At 56.6% G+C, this 21,971-nt stretch carries 20 protein-coding genes; 16 read left to right on the top strand and 4 right to left on the bottom strand.

All coding sequences use genetic code 11. The features are described from left to right. Window positions 1-44 precede the first annotated feature (44 nt). The 16 genes from ACR0IP_RS15055 to ACR0IP_RS14980 all read left to right on the top strand — a co-directional run bounded on the left by ACR0IP_RS15055 (window position 45) and on the right by ACR0IP_RS14980 (window position 17,442). Complete coding sequence (locus ACR0IP_RS15055; RefSeq protein WP_480526469.1) at window positions 45-551, top strand: TRAP transporter small permease; 507 nt, start codon at window positions 45-47, stop codon at window positions 549-551. Then, window positions 548-1,900, top strand: a complete 1,353-nt coding sequence (locus ACR0IP_RS15050) for a TRAP transporter large permease (RefSeq protein WP_475220736.1) — start codon at window positions 548-550, stop codon at window positions 1,898-1,900. The genes ACR0IP_RS15055 and ACR0IP_RS15050 overlap by 4 nt, the downstream gene beginning before the upstream one ends. Further along, window positions 1,900-3,087 (top strand): cytochrome P450, encoded by a 1,188-nt coding sequence (locus tag ACR0IP_RS15045; RefSeq protein WP_480526467.1) that lies wholly within the window; start codon window positions 1,900-1,902, stop codon window positions 3,085-3,087. The genes ACR0IP_RS15050 and ACR0IP_RS15045 overlap by 1 nt, the downstream gene beginning before the upstream one ends. A 119-nt stretch (window positions 3,088-3,206) precedes the next feature. Next, window positions 3,207-5,237: a phenylacetic acid degradation bifunctional protein PaaZ gene (gene paaZ, locus ACR0IP_RS15040; protein WP_480526465.1), complete on the top strand. Its 2,031-nt coding sequence runs from the start codon at window positions 3,207-3,209 to the stop codon at window positions 5,235-5,237. A 49-nt stretch (window positions 5,238-5,286) separates the two neighbouring features. Next, the gene (locus tag ACR0IP_RS15035; protein ID WP_475220739.1) at window positions 5,287-6,102 is read left to right on the top strand and encodes a PaaX family transcriptional regulator C-terminal domain-containing protein; all 816 of its coding nucleotides are present in this window, start codon (window positions 5,287-5,289) and stop codon (window positions 6,100-6,102) included. 197 nt (window positions 6,103-6,299) lie between these two features. After that, window positions 6,300-7,502, top strand: a complete 1,203-nt coding sequence (gene pcaF, locus ACR0IP_RS15030) for a 3-oxoadipyl-CoA thiolase (RefSeq protein ID WP_480526463.1) — start codon at window positions 6,300-6,302, stop codon at window positions 7,500-7,502. A gap of 16 nt (window positions 7,503-7,518) precedes the next feature. Next, window positions 7,519-8,082: a hypothetical protein gene (locus ACR0IP_RS15025; RefSeq protein ID WP_480526461.1), complete on the top strand. Its 564-nt coding sequence runs from the start codon at window positions 7,519-7,521 to the stop codon at window positions 8,080-8,082. 24 nt (window positions 8,083-8,106) lie between these two features. Beyond that, the gene (gene paaA / locus ACR0IP_RS15020) at window positions 8,107-9,084 is read left to right on the top strand and encodes a 1,2-phenylacetyl-CoA epoxidase subunit PaaA (protein WP_170473519.1); all 978 of its coding nucleotides are present in this window, start codon (window positions 8,107-8,109) and stop codon (window positions 9,082-9,084) included. Between the two features lie 23 nt (window positions 9,085-9,107). Then, entirely contained in the window at window positions 9,108-9,392 is a 285-nt protein-coding gene (paaB, locus tag ACR0IP_RS15015; RefSeq protein ID WP_170747324.1) for a 1,2-phenylacetyl-CoA epoxidase subunit PaaB, read from the top strand. Further along, entirely contained in the window at window positions 9,392-10,150 is a 759-nt protein-coding gene (paaC, locus tag ACR0IP_RS15010) for a 1,2-phenylacetyl-CoA epoxidase subunit PaaC (protein ID WP_480526459.1), read from the top strand. Before paaB ends, paaC begins: the two co-directional genes overlap by 1 nt. A 6-nt stretch (window positions 10,151-10,156) precedes the next feature. Next, a complete protein-coding gene (paaD, locus tag ACR0IP_RS15005; RefSeq protein WP_170718352.1) occupies window positions 10,157-10,618 on the top strand; it encodes a 1,2-phenylacetyl-CoA epoxidase subunit PaaD in 462 nt (153 codons plus the stop codon). 13 nt (window positions 10,619-10,631) lie between these two features. Then, on the top strand, window positions 10,632-11,705 hold the full coding sequence (locus ACR0IP_RS15000; RefSeq protein ID WP_480526457.1) for a 2Fe-2S iron-sulfur cluster-binding protein: 1,074 nt from the start codon (window positions 10,632-10,634) through the stop codon (window positions 11,703-11,705). A gap of 13 nt (window positions 11,706-11,718) precedes the next feature. Beyond that, window positions 11,719-12,480, top strand: a complete 762-nt coding sequence (locus tag ACR0IP_RS14995; RefSeq protein WP_170549689.1) for a Phenylacetic acid catabolic protein — start codon at window positions 11,719-11,721, stop codon at window positions 12,478-12,480. Between the two features lie 474 nt (window positions 12,481-12,954). Beyond that, window positions 12,955-13,926, top strand: a complete 972-nt coding sequence (locus ACR0IP_RS14990; protein WP_480526455.1) for a helix-turn-helix domain-containing protein — start codon at window positions 12,955-12,957, stop codon at window positions 13,924-13,926. A 110-nt stretch (window positions 13,927-14,036) separates the two neighbouring features. Next, the gene (locus ACR0IP_RS14985; protein WP_480526453.1) at window positions 14,037-15,443 is read left to right on the top strand and encodes an aldehyde dehydrogenase family protein; all 1,407 of its coding nucleotides are present in this window, start codon (window positions 14,037-14,039) and stop codon (window positions 15,441-15,443) included. A 22-nt stretch (window positions 15,444-15,465) separates the two neighbouring features. Continuing rightward, entirely contained in the window at window positions 15,466-17,442 is a 1,977-nt protein-coding gene (locus ACR0IP_RS14980) for a copper amine oxidase (protein WP_480526451.1), read from the top strand. A 302-nt stretch (window positions 17,443-17,744) separates the two neighbouring features. On the opposite strand, the gene ACR0IP_RS14975 is transcribed toward ACR0IP_RS14980, so the two are convergent. Genes ACR0IP_RS14975 through fahA form a run of 4 tightly spaced genes read right to left on the bottom strand, consistent with a single transcriptional unit; the run spans window position 17,745 to window position 21,840 of the window. Then, window positions 17,745-17,933 carry a DUF2783 domain-containing protein gene (locus tag ACR0IP_RS14975; protein WP_170549697.1) on the bottom strand — a complete coding sequence of 63 codons (189 nt, stop codon included), beginning with the start codon at window positions 17,931-17,933 and terminating at the stop codon, window positions 17,745-17,747. A 4-nt stretch (window positions 17,934-17,937) separates the two neighbouring features. Further along, entirely contained in the window at window positions 17,938-19,551 is a 1,614-nt protein-coding gene (locus tag ACR0IP_RS14970) for an FAD-dependent oxidoreductase (protein ID WP_480526449.1), read from the bottom strand. A 41-nt stretch (window positions 19,552-19,592) separates the two neighbouring features. Then, window positions 19,593-20,543: an MBL fold metallo-hydrolase gene (locus tag ACR0IP_RS14965; protein WP_480526447.1), complete on the bottom strand. Its 951-nt coding sequence runs from the start codon at window positions 20,541-20,543 to the stop codon at window positions 19,593-19,595. Window positions 20,544-20,580: 37 nt separating this feature from the next. Further along, a complete protein-coding gene (gene fahA, locus ACR0IP_RS14960) occupies window positions 20,581-21,840 on the bottom strand; it encodes a fumarylacetoacetase (protein ID WP_170693289.1) in 1,260 nt (419 codons plus the stop codon). Window positions 21,841-21,971 lie beyond the last annotated feature (131 nt).

Below are 21,971 nucleotides of genomic sequence, written 5' to 3'. Positions count from 1 at the left end.
GCGGTCTCGCACCGCCAACCGTTTCGAACGGGCGGGAATTCCTCATGCAATCTCTGGTATCCTTCGCGCGCCGCATCAGTGTTTTTCCGACAGTGATGGCCTGTGTGGCGCTGTTTATCCTTATGGTTATGACGTTTTGCGACGTCATTCTTCGGTCCATGTTCAACACGCCGATCGAAGCGGCGACCGAGTTGACACGTATTCTGATGGCGATCCTTGTATTCTCGGTTCTTCCGATGATCTCGGCTGGAAAAGGTCAGATTGCAGTGGACCTGACGGACGGTTTGTTTGCGCGACTGCGCCTAAGCCGCGCCAGGGATGCGATTGTCTATCTGGTCTCGGGCATCATGCTCTTCTGGCCGATACAGCGGGTCTGGATCTTGGCTGAACGGGCGCGGGACTATGGTGATGTGACCGAGTACCTGTCGATCCCCGTTTTCTACGTCGGCTGGTTCATTGCCGCGTCCACGGCGATCACCGCCGTCGCGATGATCACGACCGGCCTTCTGCATATCTTCGCCCCCCACACTTTGTCGGAGCACCCTCAATGACTGCCGCACTGATCGGCTTTGGCCTTGTTCTTGTTCTCGTGCTTCTGCGCCTGCCGATTGTCTTTGCAATGGGCCTCGTCGGAACGCTGGGTTTTGCGTATGAACGCGGAGGCAGCATTCTGTCCGAACGCGGCTTGAAAGCGGCGATGTCGATGGTGGGTCGTCAGATTACCGACACGGCACAGGACTACGGCCTTTCGGTTATTCCGCTGTTTATCCTGATGGGTTTGTTCGTGAACAAAGGTGGGCTGGCGCGCGAACTTTACGCCGTATCAAACGCGTTTCTTGGCCATTTCAAAGGCGGAATCGCAATGGCTACGGTTGCTGCCTGTGGCGGGTTCTCGGCCATCTGCGGGTCGTCCTTGGCAACGGCGGCAACGATGTCCAAGGTCGCCATGCCGGAAATGCGCCGCTATCGTTATTCGGATGAGCTGTCGACTGCCTCGATTGCGGCAGGCGGTACGCTCGGCATTCTAATCCCGCCCTCCGTGATCCTTGTTATCTATGGCCTGTTGACCGAGACATCCATCGGCAAGCTGTTCGTGGCCGGTATCATTCCCGGCGTGCTTGGCATCCTTCTGTATCTGTTTGCAGTCCGCTGGACCGTCTGGCGCAAACCCGAATCCGGACCCGCCGGAGAAAAACACGGCTGGGGTGAAAAACTGACAGCGCTACGGTCGGTTTGGGCAGTGTTGCTGTTGTTCTTTCTGGTCATTGGCGGGCTCTATGGCGCGTTTGATTTCCATCCGCTGAACCTGACCTTCAGCCCGACCGAAGCCGCCGGCATGGGCGCCATGGGGGCGTTTCTGATCGCCTTGTCCCGCGGTGGGTTGACCCTGAGTTCGACCTTCGAGGTGTTGAAAGAAACAACTTTTACCGCCGCGGCCTTGTTCTCGGTCCTGATCGGGGCTCAAATCTTTTCGAACTTCATCAACCTCGCTGGCCTGCCCGAGGCGCTGATTGGTTTGGTCACGGCTTATGACGTGGAACCGTTCGTGGTGATCCTGATGATCCTGGGCATCTACATCATCTTGGGCTGCGTGTTTGAATCCCTGTCGATGCTCTTGCTGACCGTGCCGATCTTTTTCCCGCTGGTGACGTCGCTGGGCTATGATCCGATCTGGTTTGGAATCGTGGTTGTTGTCGTGACCGAGATCAGCCTGATCACCCCGCCGGTTGGTCTGAACGTCTTCATCCTGAAAGGGGTGGTCGGGGACGTTTCGACCGCAACGATTTTCAGGGGTGTTACTCCATTTTGGATCGCCGACATTTTCCGTCTGGCCCTGATCGTGCTGGTGCCCTGGCTGGTACTGGTCCTGCCCGAACATATGGGGGCGATGGGTCACTGATGTTTTCCCTGACGGCGCTTCCCGACGGGTTTCACGAGGACCCTTATCCAGCCTATGCCGCGCTGAGAGAGGATATGCCGGTTTGCCCTCAGCCCGACGGCTCGGTGATCCTGTCTCGGTATGAGGATCTAGATCTGGTCTACCGGGATACGACGCGGTTCATCTCGGATAAAAAGGCGGTGTTTGGGCCCAAATACGGGGTCGACAGCCCGTTATACGAACACCACACCACAAGTCTGGTGTTCAACGATCCACCTCTGCACACCCGCGTCCGCAAGGTGATGGTAGGCGCGATGAACCCGCGTGCCTTGGCGCAGATGGAGCCGGGATTGATCCAGCTCGTCGACAGTTTGCTGGATCAGATGCAAGCCAAAGGCACAGTCGAGTTGATCGAGGATTTTGCCGGGGCGATCCCCATCGAAGTGATCGGCAACCTGTTGGGCATTCCCAGGTCCGAACGCGAACCACTACGGAACTGGTCTCTGGCTATTCTTGGGGCTTTGGAACCACAATTGACGCCTGAGCAGGAAGAGTGGGGCAATCGTGCCGCCTCCGAATTCAAAGAATTTCTGCGCCATATCATTGAGGATCGAAAAGCCAACCCGGGCAATCCGGAAACGGATGTTCTGACACGGCTGATGCAAGACGATGCGGATGGCGGCCTGACCGACGTTGAGCTGTATCAGAACTGTATCTTTATCCTGAATGCCGGGCACGAGACCACGACAAACCTGATAGGCAACGCACTGGATTTGCTGGATCGGCACCGGGATAAACGCGCGGAATTGCTGAACAATCCCGACCTGATTTCCACAGCAGTGGACGAATTCTTACGTCTGGAAAGCCCAAACCAGTTCGGCAATCGCCTGACCACCGACGATGTGACATTCCACGGCCATACCATCCCGGCAGGCACGGATGTTCACCTGTGTATCGGCGCCGCCAACCGCGACCCAAGGCAGTTTGACCGGCCCGACGACATGCTGCTGGACCGCCGCCCGAACAAACACCACGCCTTTGCCGGTGGCCCGCACACCTGCGTCGGTCTGACTCTTGCTCGGATGGAGGGCAAGATTGCGGTCAGTCGGTTTTTGAACCGCTTTCCCAACTATCAGTTCACAGAGGGCGTAAAGCGTGGTGGGCGAATTCGTTTTCGCGGGTTCGCCCAGCTTCCTGCAAAGGTTTGACGTGACCGAACAAGAAAATGAATCGGCCTTTTTATTGACCGACCGTACGGTAAATATTATAGCTACCATAACCGCGCGCTTAAGGCCGCGTAGATCATCTCAGGACTGAGGAGAGGCACATGACGATCCAACAGATTTCAAGTTTCGCGGCCGGTGAGTGGGTCGCGCCGGGCGAGGGTGCCCGCAACATTGCCAGTGCTGTGACCGGTGAAGTGATCGCGACCGCTGGCAACACTGGCTTGGATGTACAGGGCATGTTGGACTATGCGCGCAACGTTGGTGGTCCGGCGTTGCGTCAGATGACCTTTCACGAGCGCGCAAAGATGCTCAAGGCATTGTCGGTGCATTTGGGACAGCACAAGCAGGCCCTGTATGAGCTGTCATTCAACACGGGCGCGACCCAGTCAGATCATTTGATAGACATCGACGGTGGGATCGGCACGATGTTCGTGTTTGCCTCGAAAGGCCGCCGCGAAATGCCCGATGGGCACGTCTATCTGGATGGTGACGTCGAACAGCTGTCGCGGAATGGGACCTTTGTCGGTCAACACATCTGCACACCGCTGCAGGGTGTGGCGGTTCATATCAATGCGTTCAACTTTCCTGTTTGGGGCATGTTGGAGAAGCTGGCGCCAACCTTGCTGGCCGGTGTTCCGGCTATCGTCAAACCGGCGACCAATTCCTGCTACGTGACCGAATTGTGCGTGCGGTTGATGCTGGAGTCTGGCATTTTGCCTGCCGGGGCGCTCCAGCTTGTGTCGGGTGGTCTGGGTGACATGTTGGATCGCCTGACCATGCAAGACGTTGTCAGTTTTACCGGCTCGGCCGATACTGCGCTGAAACTACGGTCTAACCCCGTCATTCTGGAAAACTCTGTCCGTTTTGTGGCGGAACAGGACAGTCTGAACTGTTCAGTGCTTGGCACAGACGCCGAGCCGGGAACGCCGGAGTTTGACCTGTTTGTCAAGGAAGTCCAGCGTGAGATGACGACAAAAGCGGGTCAAAAATGCACCGCGATCCGCAGGATCATCGCGCCCGAGCAGCATGTGCAGGCGGTGATCGAAGCGCTTTCCGCGCGGCTGGCAAAAACGGTTATCGGTGACCCTAGGCTTGAGACGACGCGCATGGGCGCGCTGGTTTCGAATGATCAAAAACTGGATGTACTGGAAAAGGCTGCGATCATTTGCCAAGAGGCCGAACGTGTGTTCGGCAACCCGGATGACTTTGCCGTTGACGGCGCAGATGCCCAAAAAGGGGCGTTCCTGCCGCCGATGCTGTTCCACTGCGCGAACCCGGATGCGGCACAGCGCGTTCATGACACCGAAGCCTTCGGCCCGGTCAGCACGATCATGGGGTATCGCGATACTGACCACGCGATTGAGCTGGCGAACCGGGGGCAGGGGTCTCTGGTCGCGTCGATCATTACCCACGACCCGGACGTGGCGCGCAAATTCGCCATGGGTGCCGGGGCGTATCACGGGCGTCTCTATTTCAACAACCGAGACTCGATGAAAGAGGCCACGGGCCACGGCTCTCCCTTGCCGCATATGGTCCATGGCGGCCCCGGTCGCGCGGGTGGCGGTGAGGAAATGGGCGGCGTGCGGGGCGTGAAACACTACATGCAGCGCACCGCCATTCAGGGCTCGCCTGACCTGTTGACGGCGATTGGCTCGAAATGGGTCTCGGGCGCGACCGAGATCGAAGGCCCCGCGCATCCCTTCACGCGCCGCTACCACGATCTGGCTATTGGTGAGACAATTCACACGGCGCCGCGCACCGTCACGCTCGAAGATATCGAGCACTTTGCGGAATTCACCGGCGACACCTTCTATGCGCACATGGATGAGGCCGCCGCGGAACGAAATCCGTTCTTCCCGGGCCGCGTCGCGCACGGGTACCTGCTGTTGTCCTTCGCCGCCGGGTTGTTTGTCGAACCGAACGAAGGCCCGGTCCTGGCCAACACAGGCTTGGATGGGTTGCGTTTCATGAAACCGGTTGTGGCGGGCGACAGCATCAAAGTGCGCCTGACCGTCAAATCAAAGACCAAACGAAACGATCAGTATGGTGAGGTTCGCTGGCATGTCACGATGACTCAACAGGATGACGACCTTGTTGCCGAATACGAACTGCTGACAATGGTGGCCTACTGACGAAACCGGGCCGGATGGTAATTCGATCCGGCCCGCCTATACTGCGGCCATGAAAGACGCTTCCACAGACTGGTTCGACCATTGCGTTCGTCATTTGACCTCCGAAGGGTCTCTGCGGGTTTGGTCTGTGCTTGTCACGATCTTTGGCGATCTGGCGCAAAACAAATCCGATCAGATAAGCGGATCATTGATCACTGCGCTGACGAGCCTTGTGGGAATCAAGGCCGAAGCGACCCGAGTGGCGTTGCATCGATTGCGCAAAGAAGGCTGGATCGAAAGTACGCGCGTTGGACGCGCAAGCGTCCATCAGCTTACGGACTATGGCCGTACTCAAAGCGCAGCCGCTGCGCCACGCATTTACGCTCGCGAAACGGCCAAACCAGACATCTGGCATGTGCTGATGTCGAGCAGCTCGGAAACATCCCGAAAGGAACTGTCCGATCTGTTGCTGACTGGGGAATATATCTCATTAAACCCGTTCACAGCGATGGCAGCGGGACCTATGCCGCGCGATCTGGAAGACCTGCTGGGTTTTGAGACTACCGCGATTTCAGTACCAGATTGGCTACGAGAGCTATGCGGACCAGAGTCGCTGAAAACCGCGTATGACGAGTTTTGGACATCAATCCAGGCGATCGACGATCTGCTGCCGACGACCGGTGTGGATGATCCGATGAAAACGGCAGCTCTGCGTGTCCTCCTTGTGCACAATTGGCGCCGCATCATCTTGCGACACCCAGCTTTGCCCTCGGATTTTCTACCAAGTGACTGGAAGGAGCCCGCTTGCCGCGAGGCGGTCTCTAGGATTTTGGACAGGCTGCCCCGACCGCAACTCAAAAATTTGGAAGCAGAGTTGAGCACTTAGGTTTTTGGGACAAAGTCCCTCCTGATATCTCAAAGGATGATGGCTTGCTTTAACAGCAAACTGATTTCTTTTTATGTTACGAGAATGTGCAAAGAAATAAAAATTCGGTAACATAATGCTTGCCTCGAATCGATGACGGAAATATAAACCGACCATACGGTCTATAATTGAGTGTGAACGCCCGGGAGAATTCACAGATGGATGCAATCATTTGCGACGCGACGCGCACGCCGATTGGGCGATACGGCGGGGCTTTGTCGTCGATCCGCACGGATGATCTGGCGGCCATTCCGCTGGCTGCGCTGAAAGAGCGGAACCCGCAAGTCGACTGGTCCAGCGTGGATGACGTCATCTATGGTGATGCCAACCAGGCCGGTGAAAGCAACCGGAACGTCGCCCGTATGGCGGCCTTGTTGGCTGGATTACCGGTTGACGTTCCGGGAACCACCATAAATCGCCTGTGCGCCAGCGGCATGGATGCTGTTGGAATGGCCGCCCGAGGCATCAAGGCGGGTGACTATGATCTGGCGATAGCGGGTGGGGTCGAAAGCATGTCCCGTGCTCCCTTTGTGATGCCCAAGGCGACATCAGCATTCACACGTAGCAATGCAGTTTACGACACGACCATCGGCTGGCGCTTTGAGAATCCGAAGATGAAGCAGGCCTACGGTATCGATTCAATGCCGCAAACCGCTGACAATGTCGCCGAAGACTATAGCATCAGCCGCGCGGATCAGGACAGTTTCGCGGCGCGCAGTCAGGCCCGATGGGCCGCCGCGCATGAGGCGGGGCTGTTCGCGGATGAGATCACTCCGGTCTCGGTCCCACAACGTAAGGGTGATCCGATAGTGGTCGAAACTGATGAGCATCCTCGCCTGGGAACAACGGCCGACAAGCTGTCGGGCCTCAAGGGAGTGAACGGGCCAGACAAAACTGTTACGGCGGGCAATGCGTCTGGCGTTAACGACGGAGCGGCAGCCATTTTGATGGCAAATGAGGCGGCGGCTGCAAAGAACGGCCTTACTCCGATTGCACGGGTTGTGGGAATGTCGGTGGCTGGCGTCGCGCCGCGCATCATGGGGATTGGGCCCGTACCGGCCAGCCAAAAGGTCTTGGCGCGGGCTGGGCTAACCATAGAACAGATGGATGTGATAGAGTTAAACGAAGCTTTTGCCTCGCAAGGGCTGGCAACACTTCGCGAACTGGGCCTTGCTGACGACGCACCGCATGTGAATCCGAATGGTGGTGCCATTGCCATGGGGCACCCTTTGGGCATGTCCGGAGCGCGGCTGGTGTTGACCGCTGCATATCAACTGCGGCGGACAGGTGGGCGGTATGCTCTTTGCACGATGTGTGTGGGCGTCGGGCAGGGCGCAGCCCTGATCCTGGAGCGGGTTTGATAGGGAGAGCACTGTTTTGACTGAGGCGATCCAGATAATCGACCACAGCGAACGGGTTGAGCGGCTGTTTGAGCCGTATCAAGATGTTCTCGGCGACGACTACAAGGCCTATCGGGGCCATGTTTATCGTGTGATTACCTATGCCATGCACTTCCTTGGCGGCGATGACACGCATCGTGCGTTGGTCGAGACGGCCTTCGTCTACCACGATATCGGACTGTGGACGAAACACGATCTGGCATATCTGGAGCCATCCGAAGAACTGGCTCTGAGCGACAACGCTGAAAAGGGTTGGGGACTGGATCCAGAGCTGCTGCGCAATGTCAACCGCTGGCACCACAAGGTTACACCCTATCGCGGGCCTCATGCCGATGTGGTCAACGCCTGCCGAAAAGGTGACTGGATCGATGCGACGGGGGGAAAGGTGCGCAAAGGACTGTCGCGCGATCAAGTCGCCCAGGTCGAAGCCGCCATACCCAGCTACGGATTTGCGGATGTTTTGCAGCGCTTGGCGAAGGACCTTGGTGGCTCCGCATTTAAAGGAAACATGCGGGTTCTAAGCCACGTATTCAAAATCTGATCCCATCCGAGAGGAGGAAATACGATGTACGCACAAATGGTTAAGTCTGAGGCCACAAACGATGACCCTGAAAAGCTTGCCGAGTTTCAGGCAAAGATTGATGCGGACATCAAGATCGAGCCCAAAGACTGGATGCCGCAAGGCTATCGCAAAACGCTGATCCGCCAGATCGGGCAGCACGCCCATTCCGAAATCGTCGGGCAACTGCCCGAAGGCAACTGGATCACCCGCGCACCCACGCTGGAACGCAAGGCGATCCTGCTGGCCAAGGTGCAGGATGAGGCCGGACACGGGCTTTACCTTTATTGCGCGGCAGAAACACTGGGCGTCAGCCGGGACGAGCTGACCGAGATGCTACTGGACGGTCGGATGAAGTATTCGTCGATCTTCAATTACCCCACGCTGAACTGGGCCGATATTGGCGCGGTCGGCTGGTTGGTCGATGGGGCCGCTATCATGAACCAGGTGCCGTTGCAGCGGACGTCCTACGGGCCGTATTCGCGTGCCATGATCCGGATCTGCAAGGAGGAAAGCTTTCACCAGCGTCAGGGTTACGATGCCATTCGCAAGATGGCCGAAGGGACGCCCGCACAGAAGAAGATGGCGCAAGATGCCCTGAACCGCTTTTGGTACCCGTCGCTGATGATGTTCGGACCTTCGGACAAGGACTCGGTGCACTCGACCCAATCCATGGCTTGGAAGATCAAGATGAACACCAATGATGAGCTGCGTCAGAAATTCGTCGATCAGACCGTGCCGCAGGTCGAGTTCCTTGGGCTGACCGTCCCAGACCCGGACCTGAAATGGAACGAAGAACGCGGCCATTACGATTTCTCGGAACCCGATTGGTCCGAGTTCTTTGACGTCATCAAAGGCAACGGGCCTTGCAACACCGACCGCCTGGCCGCGCGCAACAAGGCCTGGGACGACGGACAATGGGTGCGGGACGGCCTGCTGGCCCACGCTAAAAAGAAACGCGCCGGTCAAGTGGCCGCTGAATAAGCCTGACCTGAGGAGGAAACCCGATGAAAAACGAATGGCCCCTGTGGGAAGTCTTTATCCGCGGTCAGCACGGTATGAGCCACCGTCATGTCGGCTCACTGCACGCACCCGACGCGGAAATGGCGATCAAGAACGCACGCGATGTCTACACGCGCCGCAACGAAGGCGTGTCGATCTGGGTGGTCGAAGCGAACAACATCTCGGCCTCATCCCCCAGTGAAAAAGGCCCGCTGTATGAGCCCAGCGAAAGCAAGGTTTACCGTCACCCGACATTCTTCGACATTCCCGATGAAGTGGGGGCGATGTGATGACCCGCGACGAAGCCTTCCTACAGTTTCTGCTGAGAATGGGTGACAACACGCTCATCCTTGGTCACCGCGTGAGTGAATGGTGCGGTCATGCGCCTGTGCTGGAAGAAGATATCGCGCTGGCCAATACCGCGCTGGACCTGATCGGCCAAACCCAGATGTGGCTGGGCCTTGCAGGCGAAATCGACGGCGGCAAAAGCGCGGATGATCTGGCTTTCTTGCGCGATGCCTGGGATTTTCGCAATGTTTTGATGGTTGAGGTGCCGAACGAAGACTTTGGCCGGACCCTGATGCGCCAGTTCCTGTTTGATGCATGGCATTCGATCATGCTGGGGCGTCTGATCAAATCGTCAGACGACCCTGTTGCAGCAATTGCGGCCAAGGCCAGTAAAGAGGTCGCCTATCACCTGGAACGCTCGGGCGACACGGTAGTTGGCTTGGGCGACGGAACGGTGGAAAGCCACGACCGGATGCAAGCTGCACTGGACTATCTGTGGCCCTATGTGGGTGAGATGTTCGCCAGCGACGACGTGGATAACCAGATGGCAGCCGCTGGTATCGCGCCCAATCCCGCCGATCTGCGCGATGAATATGACGCTTTGGTTCAGCGGGTCTTGGCGGATGCGACGCTAACGATCCCAGACAGCGATTTCGCGCACAAGGGCGGGCGCACCGGGCAGATGCATACCGAACATCTGGGACACTTGCTGACTCAGATGCAGTGGCTGCAACGCGCCTATCCCGGCGCAAGCTGGTAAGCCGATATGGAACGGGTGACCACAGATCAAATTTGGGACTGGCTGGATGCCGTCCCCGACCCTGAAATACCAGTCATTTCCGTGGTTGATCTGGGGATTGTGCGGGATGTGCGCTGGGATGCCGAAACCTTGAAGGTGACGGTGACACCGACCTACTCAGGTTGTCCGGCAACGTCGGTCATCAGTATGGACATTGAAACCGCGCTGCGGGATCACGGGATCGAAGATATCCGGATCGAGACCACCATTTCACCCGCCTGGACCACCGATTGGCTCAGCGACAAGGGCCGTGCGCGGCTGGAAGAATACGGCATCGCGCCGCCGCAACCGGCAGGCGGCCCGGAACGGTGCCCGCATTGTGGCAGCAAGGCGGTTGAGAAGGTCAGCCAGTTCGGCTCGACCCCGTGCAAGGCGCACTGGCGCTGCACCGACTGCCTTGAACCTTTTGACTATTTCAAGTGCATCTGAGGAGGAGTACCGGATGGCACGTTTCCACGACCTGAAGGTCACCGATATCCACAAAACGATCCGCGACGCGGTGGTCCTGACGCTGGAGCCCATGAATGGTGCCGCGCAAGAGTTTGACTTTACCGCAGGCCAATACCTGACGTTCCGCCGCGAGTTCGACGGCGAAGAACTGCGCCGGTCCTACTCGATCTGCGCGGGTAAGGACGACGGAGTTCTGCAGGTTGGCATCAAGCGCGTCGATGGCGGGGCGTTCTCGGGCTGGGCGAATTCGGAACTGAATGTCGGGGACATCGTGCAGGCCATGCCGCCGATGGGCAGCTTCCACGCTCCAATCGATGCAGATGCCGAAAAGCAATATCTCGGTTTTGCCGGTGGTTCTGGGGTGACCCCTGTTCTGTCGATCCTCAAAACGACGCTCGCCCGAGAACCTCAGTCGCGGTTTACTCTGATCTATGCCAACAAAGGCATCAACACGATCATGTTCCGCGAAGAACTGGAGGACCTCAAAAACCTGTATATGGGGCGCCTTAACGTGATCCATATTCTCGAAACGGATTCCCAGGAAATTGACCTGTTCACCGGGCTGGTGACACAGGAAAAATGCGCCGAACTATTCAAGCACTGGGTCGATATCGAAAACGTCGATACGGCGTTCATTTGTGGTCCTGAACCCATGATGCTGGGGATCGCAGCGGCCCTGCGCGACCACGGGCTAGACGACAGCCAGATCAAATTCGAACTTTTTGCCAGCGCCCAGCCGGGTCGCGCAAAACGCAAAGCAAGTTCGGCAGATGCCGGTCGGACAGACAATCAGACCAGTGCATCCATTACGCTGGATGGCTCGACCCAGAATCTGACCATCCCCAAGGACCTGTCCATTCTGGATGCTGCTTTGGAAAACGCGTTGGACGCTCCCTATGCCTGCAAAGCCGGGGTCTGTTCGACCTGCCGCTGCAAAGTACTGGAAGGTGAGGTCGAGATGGTCGCAAACCACGCGCTTGAGGACTATGAGGTCGAAAAGGGTTATGTGCTCAGCTGTCAGGCCTATCCGATAACGGACCGTGTGGTCGTGGATTACGATCAGTAGAGGAGAGGTAGACATGACCGATACGATGACTCTCGACAGCTATTTGGCAGCGGGCGGCGTGCTGACCAACCCGTCAAACGTTCCGCCACGCTATCGTGCGGAACTGCTGAAACTGATGGCAACCTTTGTTGACAGTGAATTGGCAGGCGCAGCCGGTTTTGCTGACGTAATTAACCTCGGGCCGGGAATAAAAGAACGCATCGCTGCCGCGAAGATCGTGCTTGAAAAAACGGATCATGCAAATCGCGTTCTGAACATCATGGGAGAGTTTGGAGCCGACACAGAACGCTACGCCAATCATCATCCGTGGACGGCCCGGTTAAGCCGGGATGCGGACATCGGAGCAACGCGTTCCGAACATGATATGCGCTTGGCTGTGTTCAACTATCCATTCTCGGGTTGGACGGACGCCGTGATCATGAATTTGCTCATGAGCCGCGCCGTCGCCGAACAACTGGCTGAGTATTCTACGATTTCCTACCAACCCCTGGCCGAAATCTTCCGCTCAATCGCTCCGATTGAAGCACACCATGGCGAATTGGCGATGGAAGGCGCAAATAAGTTGATCGAACGAGGCGAAGCTGAGCAAATGCAAGTCTCGGTCGACTACTGGTGGCCTCGCGTCGCGGTGTCTTTCGGGGGCGACGATCCGAAACGGTTCGAGTTGTTGAAATCTCTTGGTCTGCGGCGGAATAAAAACAGTTCCCTAAAAGAGCGCTGGAGCCAGACGATGGATGACGCGCTGAAGACTTTGGGACTAAAAACGCCTTTGTGAATCGCTTGACTGGACCGATTTAGGGCCCGTCCTCTAGTCTGATGCGAGGCCCAAGTTTCTGGGATGACAAGAAAAATAGTAGTGTAGGGCTGGGGTTTGTCGGACGTGGCCTGACGACTGATCGCAATAGGCCATTCGGTAACACTTCAGATTCTCGACTATCCGGGGATTCAGAAATTCGCTCAATGGGGAATGACAGAACTATTGGATTACGCGAATAAAAAGGCTGAAAATCTTGGTTCCTTGCCGTTCACAAGTGAGATCGCTCTGCAACCAATTGGCCAGCCCGTCGGTTATCGTCTCACCGCCATCAGTTTGGGCCAATTCCTAAAACGAAACACCTTGGAGTGAGTTACATATAGCCCGACAAGTACACGCCAAATCCACCGGTATTAAACCTTACAAAACGTTTTGCTGAAAACTCACATCACGGGTACTCTTTACGCTGATCCAGTCACAGCAAGCCCAACACCCATGAAGCCACAACCAGATAGCGCATATTTTAAACCGCTTGTGCGGACGAATTTGCGTTCACGATCTGTAGAAGGTTTTTCTCAGGATCTAGAAAAGATCTGCGGGCAGTTTGCTGTCGAGTCCAGTTTTGCCACGCGCGGACGCATTGACGGGGATATCTCCACCTTGCCGGTCTCGCGCTTTGAGACGGCAATCGTATCACTCGACGCACAAAGGGTTTTTCGGGACGAGCGTATGATCCAACAAGACCCCGGAGAACACTTGTTTCTTCTCATCCAGGACAAGGGAAATTGTCGTATCCATCAGAATGATACATCGGTTTTGCTGGGACCGGGCGACATGTATCTGGTCGACAGCGCGAAACGCTCCGAGTTTGTTTATGACGGGATGAACTCGCGTCAGGTCTCGATCCATTTACCACGCGACGAGATGGTCCACAGATTCGGTGAGATCTGCACGGGAGGTATTTGGGTGGACCGAAACGACCCCCTGTTTTTCGCCATGCGTGCCGTTCTGGCCAAGATATTTTCCGAGGAAGCCGCTGTGGCCCCACATTTGGGCGAAGCCTTTCTGAGCTTGTTAGGCGCGTATTTCCGCTGTATCAGCCATCAGGAAGACCAACGCGGGCGAGAAGCAAACGCGGTCCTCTCGCGCGCTCTTCAACTGATTGAGCAGAACGCGATGGATCCAGCATTTGGACCGCAGGTATTGGCTGAAGCATTGCAGGTTTCGCCTCGGACACTTCAGCGTCATTTTGGAACCATTGGGGAAACCGCCAGCAAACGCCTTATGTCTGTGCGGCTTGAAACAGCGAAAGCCCGGCTAAAAGAGGTGAACTCTGACGTAGGGCGCGACACGATCGCTGCGGTTGCTTATGATTCCGGTTTCAACGACCTGTCGCATTTCTACAAGGTCTTTCGGGAACGATTTGGTGTCTCACCGGGGGCGGTGCGGAAGAATATGTCGTCCTAAGCCATAATATTTGGCGCAAAACCCCAAGACTCGACCGACCGGTCGGATAATAGTGCTCCCCAGCCTTGCTGCGTTCGCGCACAGGCATCGCGATTTAGGGAGGACAAGCCGTGATCGAATACGATCTGACTATCGGGGGTCAACCGGTATCTACCGCCGCCAGCTTTGACGTATTGAACCCGTCAACCGGCGAAGTCGCAGGGCGTGCGCCCAATGCGACACGCGCTGATCTGGATACTGCTGTTAAAGCTGCGAAAGCTGCTTTCGAAAGCTGGTCGGCCAAATCGGACGAAGAACTGCAGGCTGCTTGCGAGGCCGTTGCGCAAAAGATCGGAGAACACTCCGAGGAGCTTGCACAGATCATTACAGCTGAGCAGGGAAAGCCGCTGAATGGCCTTGGGTCGCGCTGGGAAATGGGCGGGGCAGGGGCCTGGGCAGGATACACTGCCGGGCTGTCCTTACCAATGAAAGTGCTGCAAGATAACAACGAAGGCCGCGTTGAACTGCACCGCAAACCGCTGGGCGTTGTGGGGTCGATCACCCCTTGGAACTTCCCGGTGATGATTGCGATCTGGCATATCATGCCAGCGTTGCGTACCGGTAATACTGTGGTTATCAAACCCTCGCCTCTGACCCCACTGTCCACACTGCGCCTTGTTCAGATCATGAACGAAGTACTGCCTGCGGGCGTCGTGAACGTGATCACCGGCGATGACAAAGGCGACAATATCGGAGGGGCCATGTCGTCCCATCCCGATATCCGTAAGATTGTCTTCACTGGTTCTTGCGCTACTGGGCAAAAAGTCATGACCTCGGCCGCGGAAACCATGAAACGCCTGACCTTGGAACTGGGGGGCAATGATGCCGGTATCGTTCTGCCCGACGCAGATCCGCAAGCGATTGCTGAAGGTTTATTCTGGGGTGGTTTCATCAATAACGGCCAAACATGCGCTGCTATGAAACGTCTTTATGTCCACGACAGCATCCATGACGAGGTTTGTGACGCGCTAGTGGCCTTCGCCCGCAATATCCCGGTGGGGGATGGCATGGACGACAACGCGATCTTGGGTCCGGTCCAGAACAAGATGCAGTTTGACAAGGTCAGCCGCCTGGTGGCCGATGCGAAAGAACGTGGCCAGGTCTTGCTAGGCGGTGCGCCGGGCGACGGGCTGTTCTTCCCTCCCACGATCATTGCGGGTCTGAATAATGGCGATCCGCTGGTCGATGAAGAACAGTTCGGCCCGGCGCTGCCAATCATCAAGTATTCAGAAGTGGAAGACGCAATTGCGGCCGCCAATGACAGCCCGAACGGGTTGGGTGGCTCGGTTTGGTCGTCCGATATCGACGCCGCCAAGGCCGTTGCCAGCCGCATGGAGTGTGGCTCGGTCTGGATCAACAAACATGGCGCCATTCAACCCAATGCCCCGTTCGGCGGGGTCAAATCATCTGGCGTTGGTGTCGAATTCGCGGACGAAGGTTTGGCCGAATACACCGATATCCAAGTCGTATTCAGCTAAGAACAAGACAGGAGAGGAAAAGATGAAGATCAGAAATATCCTTGCCACAACAGCGTTGGGGGCCGTTTTTGGCGGCAGTGCTTTGGCACATCCCTTGGACGGGTTAACGCCGGACGAACTCCAGCAAATCAACGCGATTCTGAAAGACAGCGGCACCGTCACCGACGAGACACTGTACCCTTTGATTGACCTGCACGAGCCGTCGAAAGCCGAAGTTCTGACTTGGAAAGAAGGCGATGCACCGGATCGCAAGGCGATGGTGCAATACACCACCGACGAAGGATTCAGCGAAGCAATCGTGAACATCACGCAAGGCACCGTTGAAGAAAACTTTGCCATCGAAGGCTCGGGTCAGCCGATGGTATTGTTTGCAGAATTCATCGGCGCACTGGAAGGGGCTTTGGGTCACCCGGATATGGTCGCGGGGCTCGAAGCGCGTGGGCTGACAAATGAAGACGCGTTCTGTCTGCCGTTGACTGCCGGTAACTTCTTTACCCCCGAATTCGACGGCACCCGCCTGATGAAAGTGCCCTGCTATCAGAACCCGACGGGCTCGAACTTCTACGCAAAGCCGATCGAAGGGTTGTTCGCAATCTACGACATCGGCAAGCAAGAGGTTGTTGAGGTCATCGACACCGGTGCTATCCCCTTGCCGCAAGACGCCTGGGGATACACGGCCGAAGAGGTGGCCGAACGGGTCGAGCTGCGACCGGAAACCAACAAGGTTTTGCTGACGCAAGAAGGTGGCCCGAACTACACCCTGGATGGCAACCATCTGGAATGGGACATCTGGCGCATGAATCTGCGCGCGGAAAAGCGTGCGGGTCTGGTTGTCTCGAACATTGATGTCAACGATCAGGGCAATTGGCGTTCGGTCATCTATCAGACGCATCTGTCCGAAGTCTTTGTCCCCTATATGGACCCGACCGAGGGGTGGTACTGGCGGACCTATATGGACAGTGGCGAATACGGGTTCGGTCTGTTCCTGACGCCGTTGCGTGCGGGTGTGGATTGCCCTGATTATGCAACCTTCCTGCCTGCTGTAATCGCGGATGACGCAGGTATGCCGCTGGAAATCCCGGATGCGATCTGCATCTTCGAGCGCAACATTGGTGACCCTGCCTGGCGCCACTTTGAGATCTTTGCTCAGACGCCAGACAATTTTGTACCTGCTGAGGGCCGCTCGGAAACCGAATTGGTTGTACGCACTGCATCAGAGGTTGGTAACTATGACTATCTGATCGACTACCGCTTCAAGCAGGATGGTCAGATGTTCATCAAGATCGGCGCAACCGGTCTGGACGCAGTCAAAGGCGTGGTTTCGACCTCGATGAATGATGAAACCGCTGCGGAAGACACCAAGTATGGCACGCTGATTGCACCGCATCTGGTTGCGGCCAACCACGACCACTACTTCAACTTCCGGATCGACTTTGACATCGACCAGCCGGTCAACCACATGGGTCTGATGGAAATCGTTCCGGCCGAAGTGCCTGCGGACAGCCCGCGCAAGTCGATGTGGACATGGCAGCATGTGATGCCGGACAGTGAGTTGGACGCGCGCTATCGCTTCAGCGCCTCCAAACCGCGTCACGTCCATATCTCGAATCCGCAATCGGAAGGGTATCTGGGTCACACTCCGGGCTGGATGATCCACCACGGCTCAATCGCATACGGTCCGTTCGACTTTGAAAGCGACCCACCGTTCAAGCGCAACGCCTATATCGAGTATTCCTCGTGGACGACTGTATATGACCAAGAGCAGCGCTATGCAGGTGGCAAATATGCGATGCAAAGCGACGGTTCGGACACGCTGGCGGAATGGGTCAAAGAAGACAAGCCGCTGATGGGTCAGGATATTGTGTCCTGGTTCACCGCAGGGTTCCACCACATCCCGCGGATGGAAGACTGGCCGGTCATGTCGACCGAGTGGAAGACGGTTCACATCATGCCGTTCAATTTCTTCGCGCATAACCCGGCGTTGACGATCCGAGAGTGATTGATGGCAAATGAAATTAAAAAGGGCGGCCTGCAATAGGCCGCCCATTCATTTCTTGTTTTCCATTAGTTTTGCTGCATCGAATGCAGACCATCCAGGATCTGATTAGCCTGCTCGATCGATGTACGTTTAGGGGCGGGGGAAGGATGATGTCTTTGGCGTCGATCCGTACCAAAACACCATCATCGTATAGCTACTGATAGATGCGGCGCATTTCGGGCGTGAGTTTAGGGTCTTACGGAGCGAATTTGTTTCTTTGGTCCCAGTACAGCCGAGAAGTTGTCGGGCGGGCAACCAAGAGGTCAGCTTTCCTTCGCGGCCTCCAGTGCTTGTTTTAGTGTTTCTCGATCTCCGATGTGGTTGGAGAGGATGAGAATGAGGCGCGCGTTCAGGGCTTCGCTTTCCTCATCCGACAGCCCTTCATGCACTGCGATAAGGTCTGCGTAAAAATCATCCGGGGAATACAGATTTGGTTCGGTAATCAGGGGCATCAGCTTATTCCTTTCCGCAGGCTCTAAGGACTGCTGAACGCAGAGCAGCTTCGTCGTAATCGCGCCAGCGCGCCGCGACATGCTGATCGGGGCGGACGAGGTAGACCGCCTGGCTTTCGGAGCCAAGGTAACGCTCCGCTAATGTGTCCGAAGTTGTAAGGGACACGCTCCTGACCGTGATACCGTCGATATCGAGGCTGTTCGGAACTTCGGTGTTGAGTGCCAAAATCACGAAGTCGTTTCCAAGCTGATCGAGAAGGAAGCCGTCGCCAACAGGGGCATCCTTGCATGGAGATCCCACTCTGGACGTGTCAGGACCTCCTGCGAGGTCATCCGCTCCGTTTAGAGACGAGTGATCATAGGTACAGGGCACTGACAGGCGCCCCGAGTTCACCAGAGGCCGCGCAAATGTATGGCGTTCCGCCAGGCTAAGCACAGCGTCCCGGAAATTCTTGCTTACCTTCGATTTTGGCGTGATGAAATCAGTTGAACGGGTCGAATTCAGTATGTTTTCGTCTGCTCCGAAAATCCGTTCGTCATCATAGGTGTCCAGAAGGCTTTCCGGTGCCTTGCCCGAGATCACGAGGCCAAGTTTCCAGCCAAGGTTGTCGACGTCCTGAAAGCCGGAATTCGCGCCACGTGCCCCAAAGGGCGACACTTGATGCGCCGCGTCGCCAGCAAAAACAACGCGCTCGTGGCGGAATTTGTTCATACGCCGGCACTGGAAGGTGTAGATGGATGACCAGACCATTTCATAGTCGACGTCATCGCCCAACATCGCATCCAGCCGCTTGCGGATGTTTTCCTCTTTCAACTCCTCTTTGCGATCGACATCCCAGCCGATCTGGAAGTCCACGCGCCACACGTCATCAGGTTGTTTGTGCAGCAAAGTCGAGGCGCCCGACTTAAAGTAGGGCTCGAACCAGAACCAGCGCTCTGTCGGGAACGTGTTGTTCTTCATCCGGATGTCAGCGATCAGAAAGCTGTCCTGAAAAACCCGGCCTTCAAAACCCAGATCCAGCATGTCGCGCGTTGGCGAACTTGCGCCATCGCAGGCGATCATCCAATCCGCCTTAAGCTGGTAAGGCCCGTCCGGAGTTGTGACGGACAGAAAAACATGGTCGTCCTTGACGTCTACAGCTTCGACCCGGTTCTTGCCTCGGATTTCAATCGGCGCGCCGCGTTCCTGTTCCGCGCAAATCGCTTCGAAAATGAACTTTTCGAAATAAGGCTGCTGCAAGTTGATGAAGGCCGGGTTGCGATGGCCGGATTCAGGCAGAAGGTTGAACTCAAAGACCTTTCGGTAGTCCTGAAATACCTTTCCGACATTCCAGACCACCCCTTTTTCGAGCATCGGCGCGCCACAGCCGTAACGGTCCGCGATTTCCAGCGTTCGCTTGGCAAAGCAGATGGCACGGCTGCCCATGCCTATCCCTTCGTGATCGTCCAGAACCAACGCCGGAATACCTTGTCGACCAAGGTCCAGCGCGGCGGCCATACCGATAGGGCCGCCTCCAACTATGACAACCGGGTGGCGCACCGCAACGGGCGCGTCTTGATCTTTTGATTTCTCATAAGGGTAAAGCTTGAAGGCGAGGGAATATCGGTCCTGAAGCATCGAAACACCTAGCTTGTTGAGTTCGGAGGAGATGAGTGGGTTCAGCCTTGCAACTGTTCCCACATTTCCAGATCACGTTTGTCAGTCCAGATGCGAGGGTGGGCGATCCCCCGAGCTTCATCATAGGCACGGCTGACGTTGAATGGCAGGCAGTGCTCGTAGATCGCGTAGTCCTTGAACTTAGGATCGCAGGCGTCGCGCACGGCATCCCAGGCGTCTTTTAGGCTGCCGCCCTTCATCGCAACCTTTTTGGCGGGTTCGTAGGTTGAGTTGACAAAGTCGCGCGTGCTTTCGACGGCCCGTTCGACCGCTTCTTTGCCGATCAGCGCGCCGCCGCGCCCCGGTGCGATGGCGTCGACTTCATAGGCTTTGATATTGTCCAGCGTCTGGCCCCAATCGGCAAAGTGACCATCTCCGCAATAGCAGGCCGAGTGGTCCTCGACGATGTCGCCGGTGAACATGACGTTCTGATCAGGCACATGGATCACCGCATCGCCTGCCGTATGCGCGCGGCCGATCTGTTTGATATCCACGCGGCGGTTGCCCAGATAGACCGTCATGCTGTCGCTGAAAGTGGTGGTGGGCCAGGTCAGGCCGGGGATGCTTTCATGACCTTCAAAAAGGCGCGGAAAACGCTGGAACTCGCTGTCCCAGTCTTCTTGACCGCGTTCCACGACCATCGAGCGCGCTACATCCGACATGATCACCTGCGGCGCGTTGAAGGCCGAGGCGCCCAGAACGCGCACCGCGTGATAGTGCGTGAGTACAACATGGCTGATCGGCTTTTCGGTGACTTCACGCACCTTCTCGATCACTTTGTTCGCCAGGCGCGGGGTGGCCTGTGCCTCGACAATCATGACGCTGTCGTCGCCGATGATAACACCCGAATTGGGGTCACCTTCGGCAGTAAAAGCCCACAGGCCCTCGCCGATCTCATCAAAGGTGATTTTCTTTTCTGTCATATCGCCTTGCGATGCGAATGCTTTAGCCATGGGTTTCCTCCGGTGCCCGAGCGGGCGATTTTACGTGTCAGTTGCGTTTGTAAGGATCGTCAAGTGCTGCGAGGACTTGCCCCGTGCAATCGCCGAAACCGATCCGATAGCCGTCACCTATAGCTGCGCCCGTCAAGGTTAGGGTGTCGCCGTCTTCAACAAAGCTGCGGGTCTCACCGGTGTCGAGCTTAAATGGCTCCTTGGCACCCCAGCTGAGTTCCAAAAGGGAACCGCGATTGTGCTTTTCCGGGCCGGAAATTGTGCCCGAGCCCAGCAGATCGCCGGTATTCATCGGGCACCCGGACGTGGTGTGATGGGCCAATTGCTGAGCTGCCGAATAGTACATCTCATTGTAATTGGTGCGGGCAATGGTTGTAGCCGCCTTGCCCTTGGGAGCCAACGTGACCGACAGGTCGATGTCGTACAGCATCGGGCCACAATCCTTCAGGTGGTCCAGCAATTCGAACTCTCGCGCTGGGGTGTTGCAGCGGAATGGCTCAAGCGCAGCTTTGGTCACGATCCAGGGACTGATCGAGGTTGCCGTGGCCTTGGCCTGGAAGGGCCCCAGCGGCTGGTATTCCCAAGCCTGAATGTCGCGTGCAGACCAGTCGTTTAGTAGTACGTAGCCAAAAATGTTGTTGTCCGCCTCTTGCACCGAGATCGGACCATCCGAAGGGGTTCCAACGATGGCGCCCATTTCAAGCTCGATATCGAACCGTTGCGACGGGGCAAACCGGGGCAGGGTGTCGTTTGGACCTTTCAGTTGCCCCCAAGGGCGTCGAATGTCCGTGCCCGAAACGACCACTGATGAGGCACGACCGTTGTAACCGATTGGGATGTGCAGCCAGTTCGGGGGCAGCGCGTTTTCTGGCCCGCGGAACATGGTGCCAACATTGAAAGCATGGTGTCGGCCCGCGTAGAAATCTGTGTATTCGCTAACGGCGAAAGGCATATGCATCTCGGCATCGTCTTGCGCGACGAGCAGAGGCTCAACTTTATGCTGTTCTTCGGCGCCTTCGGCCAACAGGGTTATCAGCCGGTCCCGCAATGCCACCCAAACAGCCGGGCCCTCTTCCATCAATGGATTCCAGAAAGGCAGATCGAAAAGGGGTTCGTCGCTCAGCGTAATCATGCCTTCGGCCTCGGCGGTGGAGACGTCGAGGATCATATCGCCGATGGCCACGCCACAACGGGGTTCGCCGCCTTCGGTCGAAAAAACTCCATAGGGCAGGTTGTTCAAGGGAAAGGGATGGGCTTCATCATTGGCCGATGTCACCCAGGAGTTCATCAAAGGCATTTCATATCCAGACTTTTGTCACGAGCGGATTTGTTGTTTCATTTCCTTCCCGGTGTCCCATCGAACTTTTTCTCAAGCGAGGACCAGCAGTCAATATAGTCGTCCTGCAAGGGGGCCTCGGTTGCGGCGAA

Source organism: Ruegeria sp. AL11 (assembly GCF_056540865.1).
Note: the sequence above shows the minus strand (reverse complement) of the source record. Positions and strands in the feature narration are given on the sequence as shown.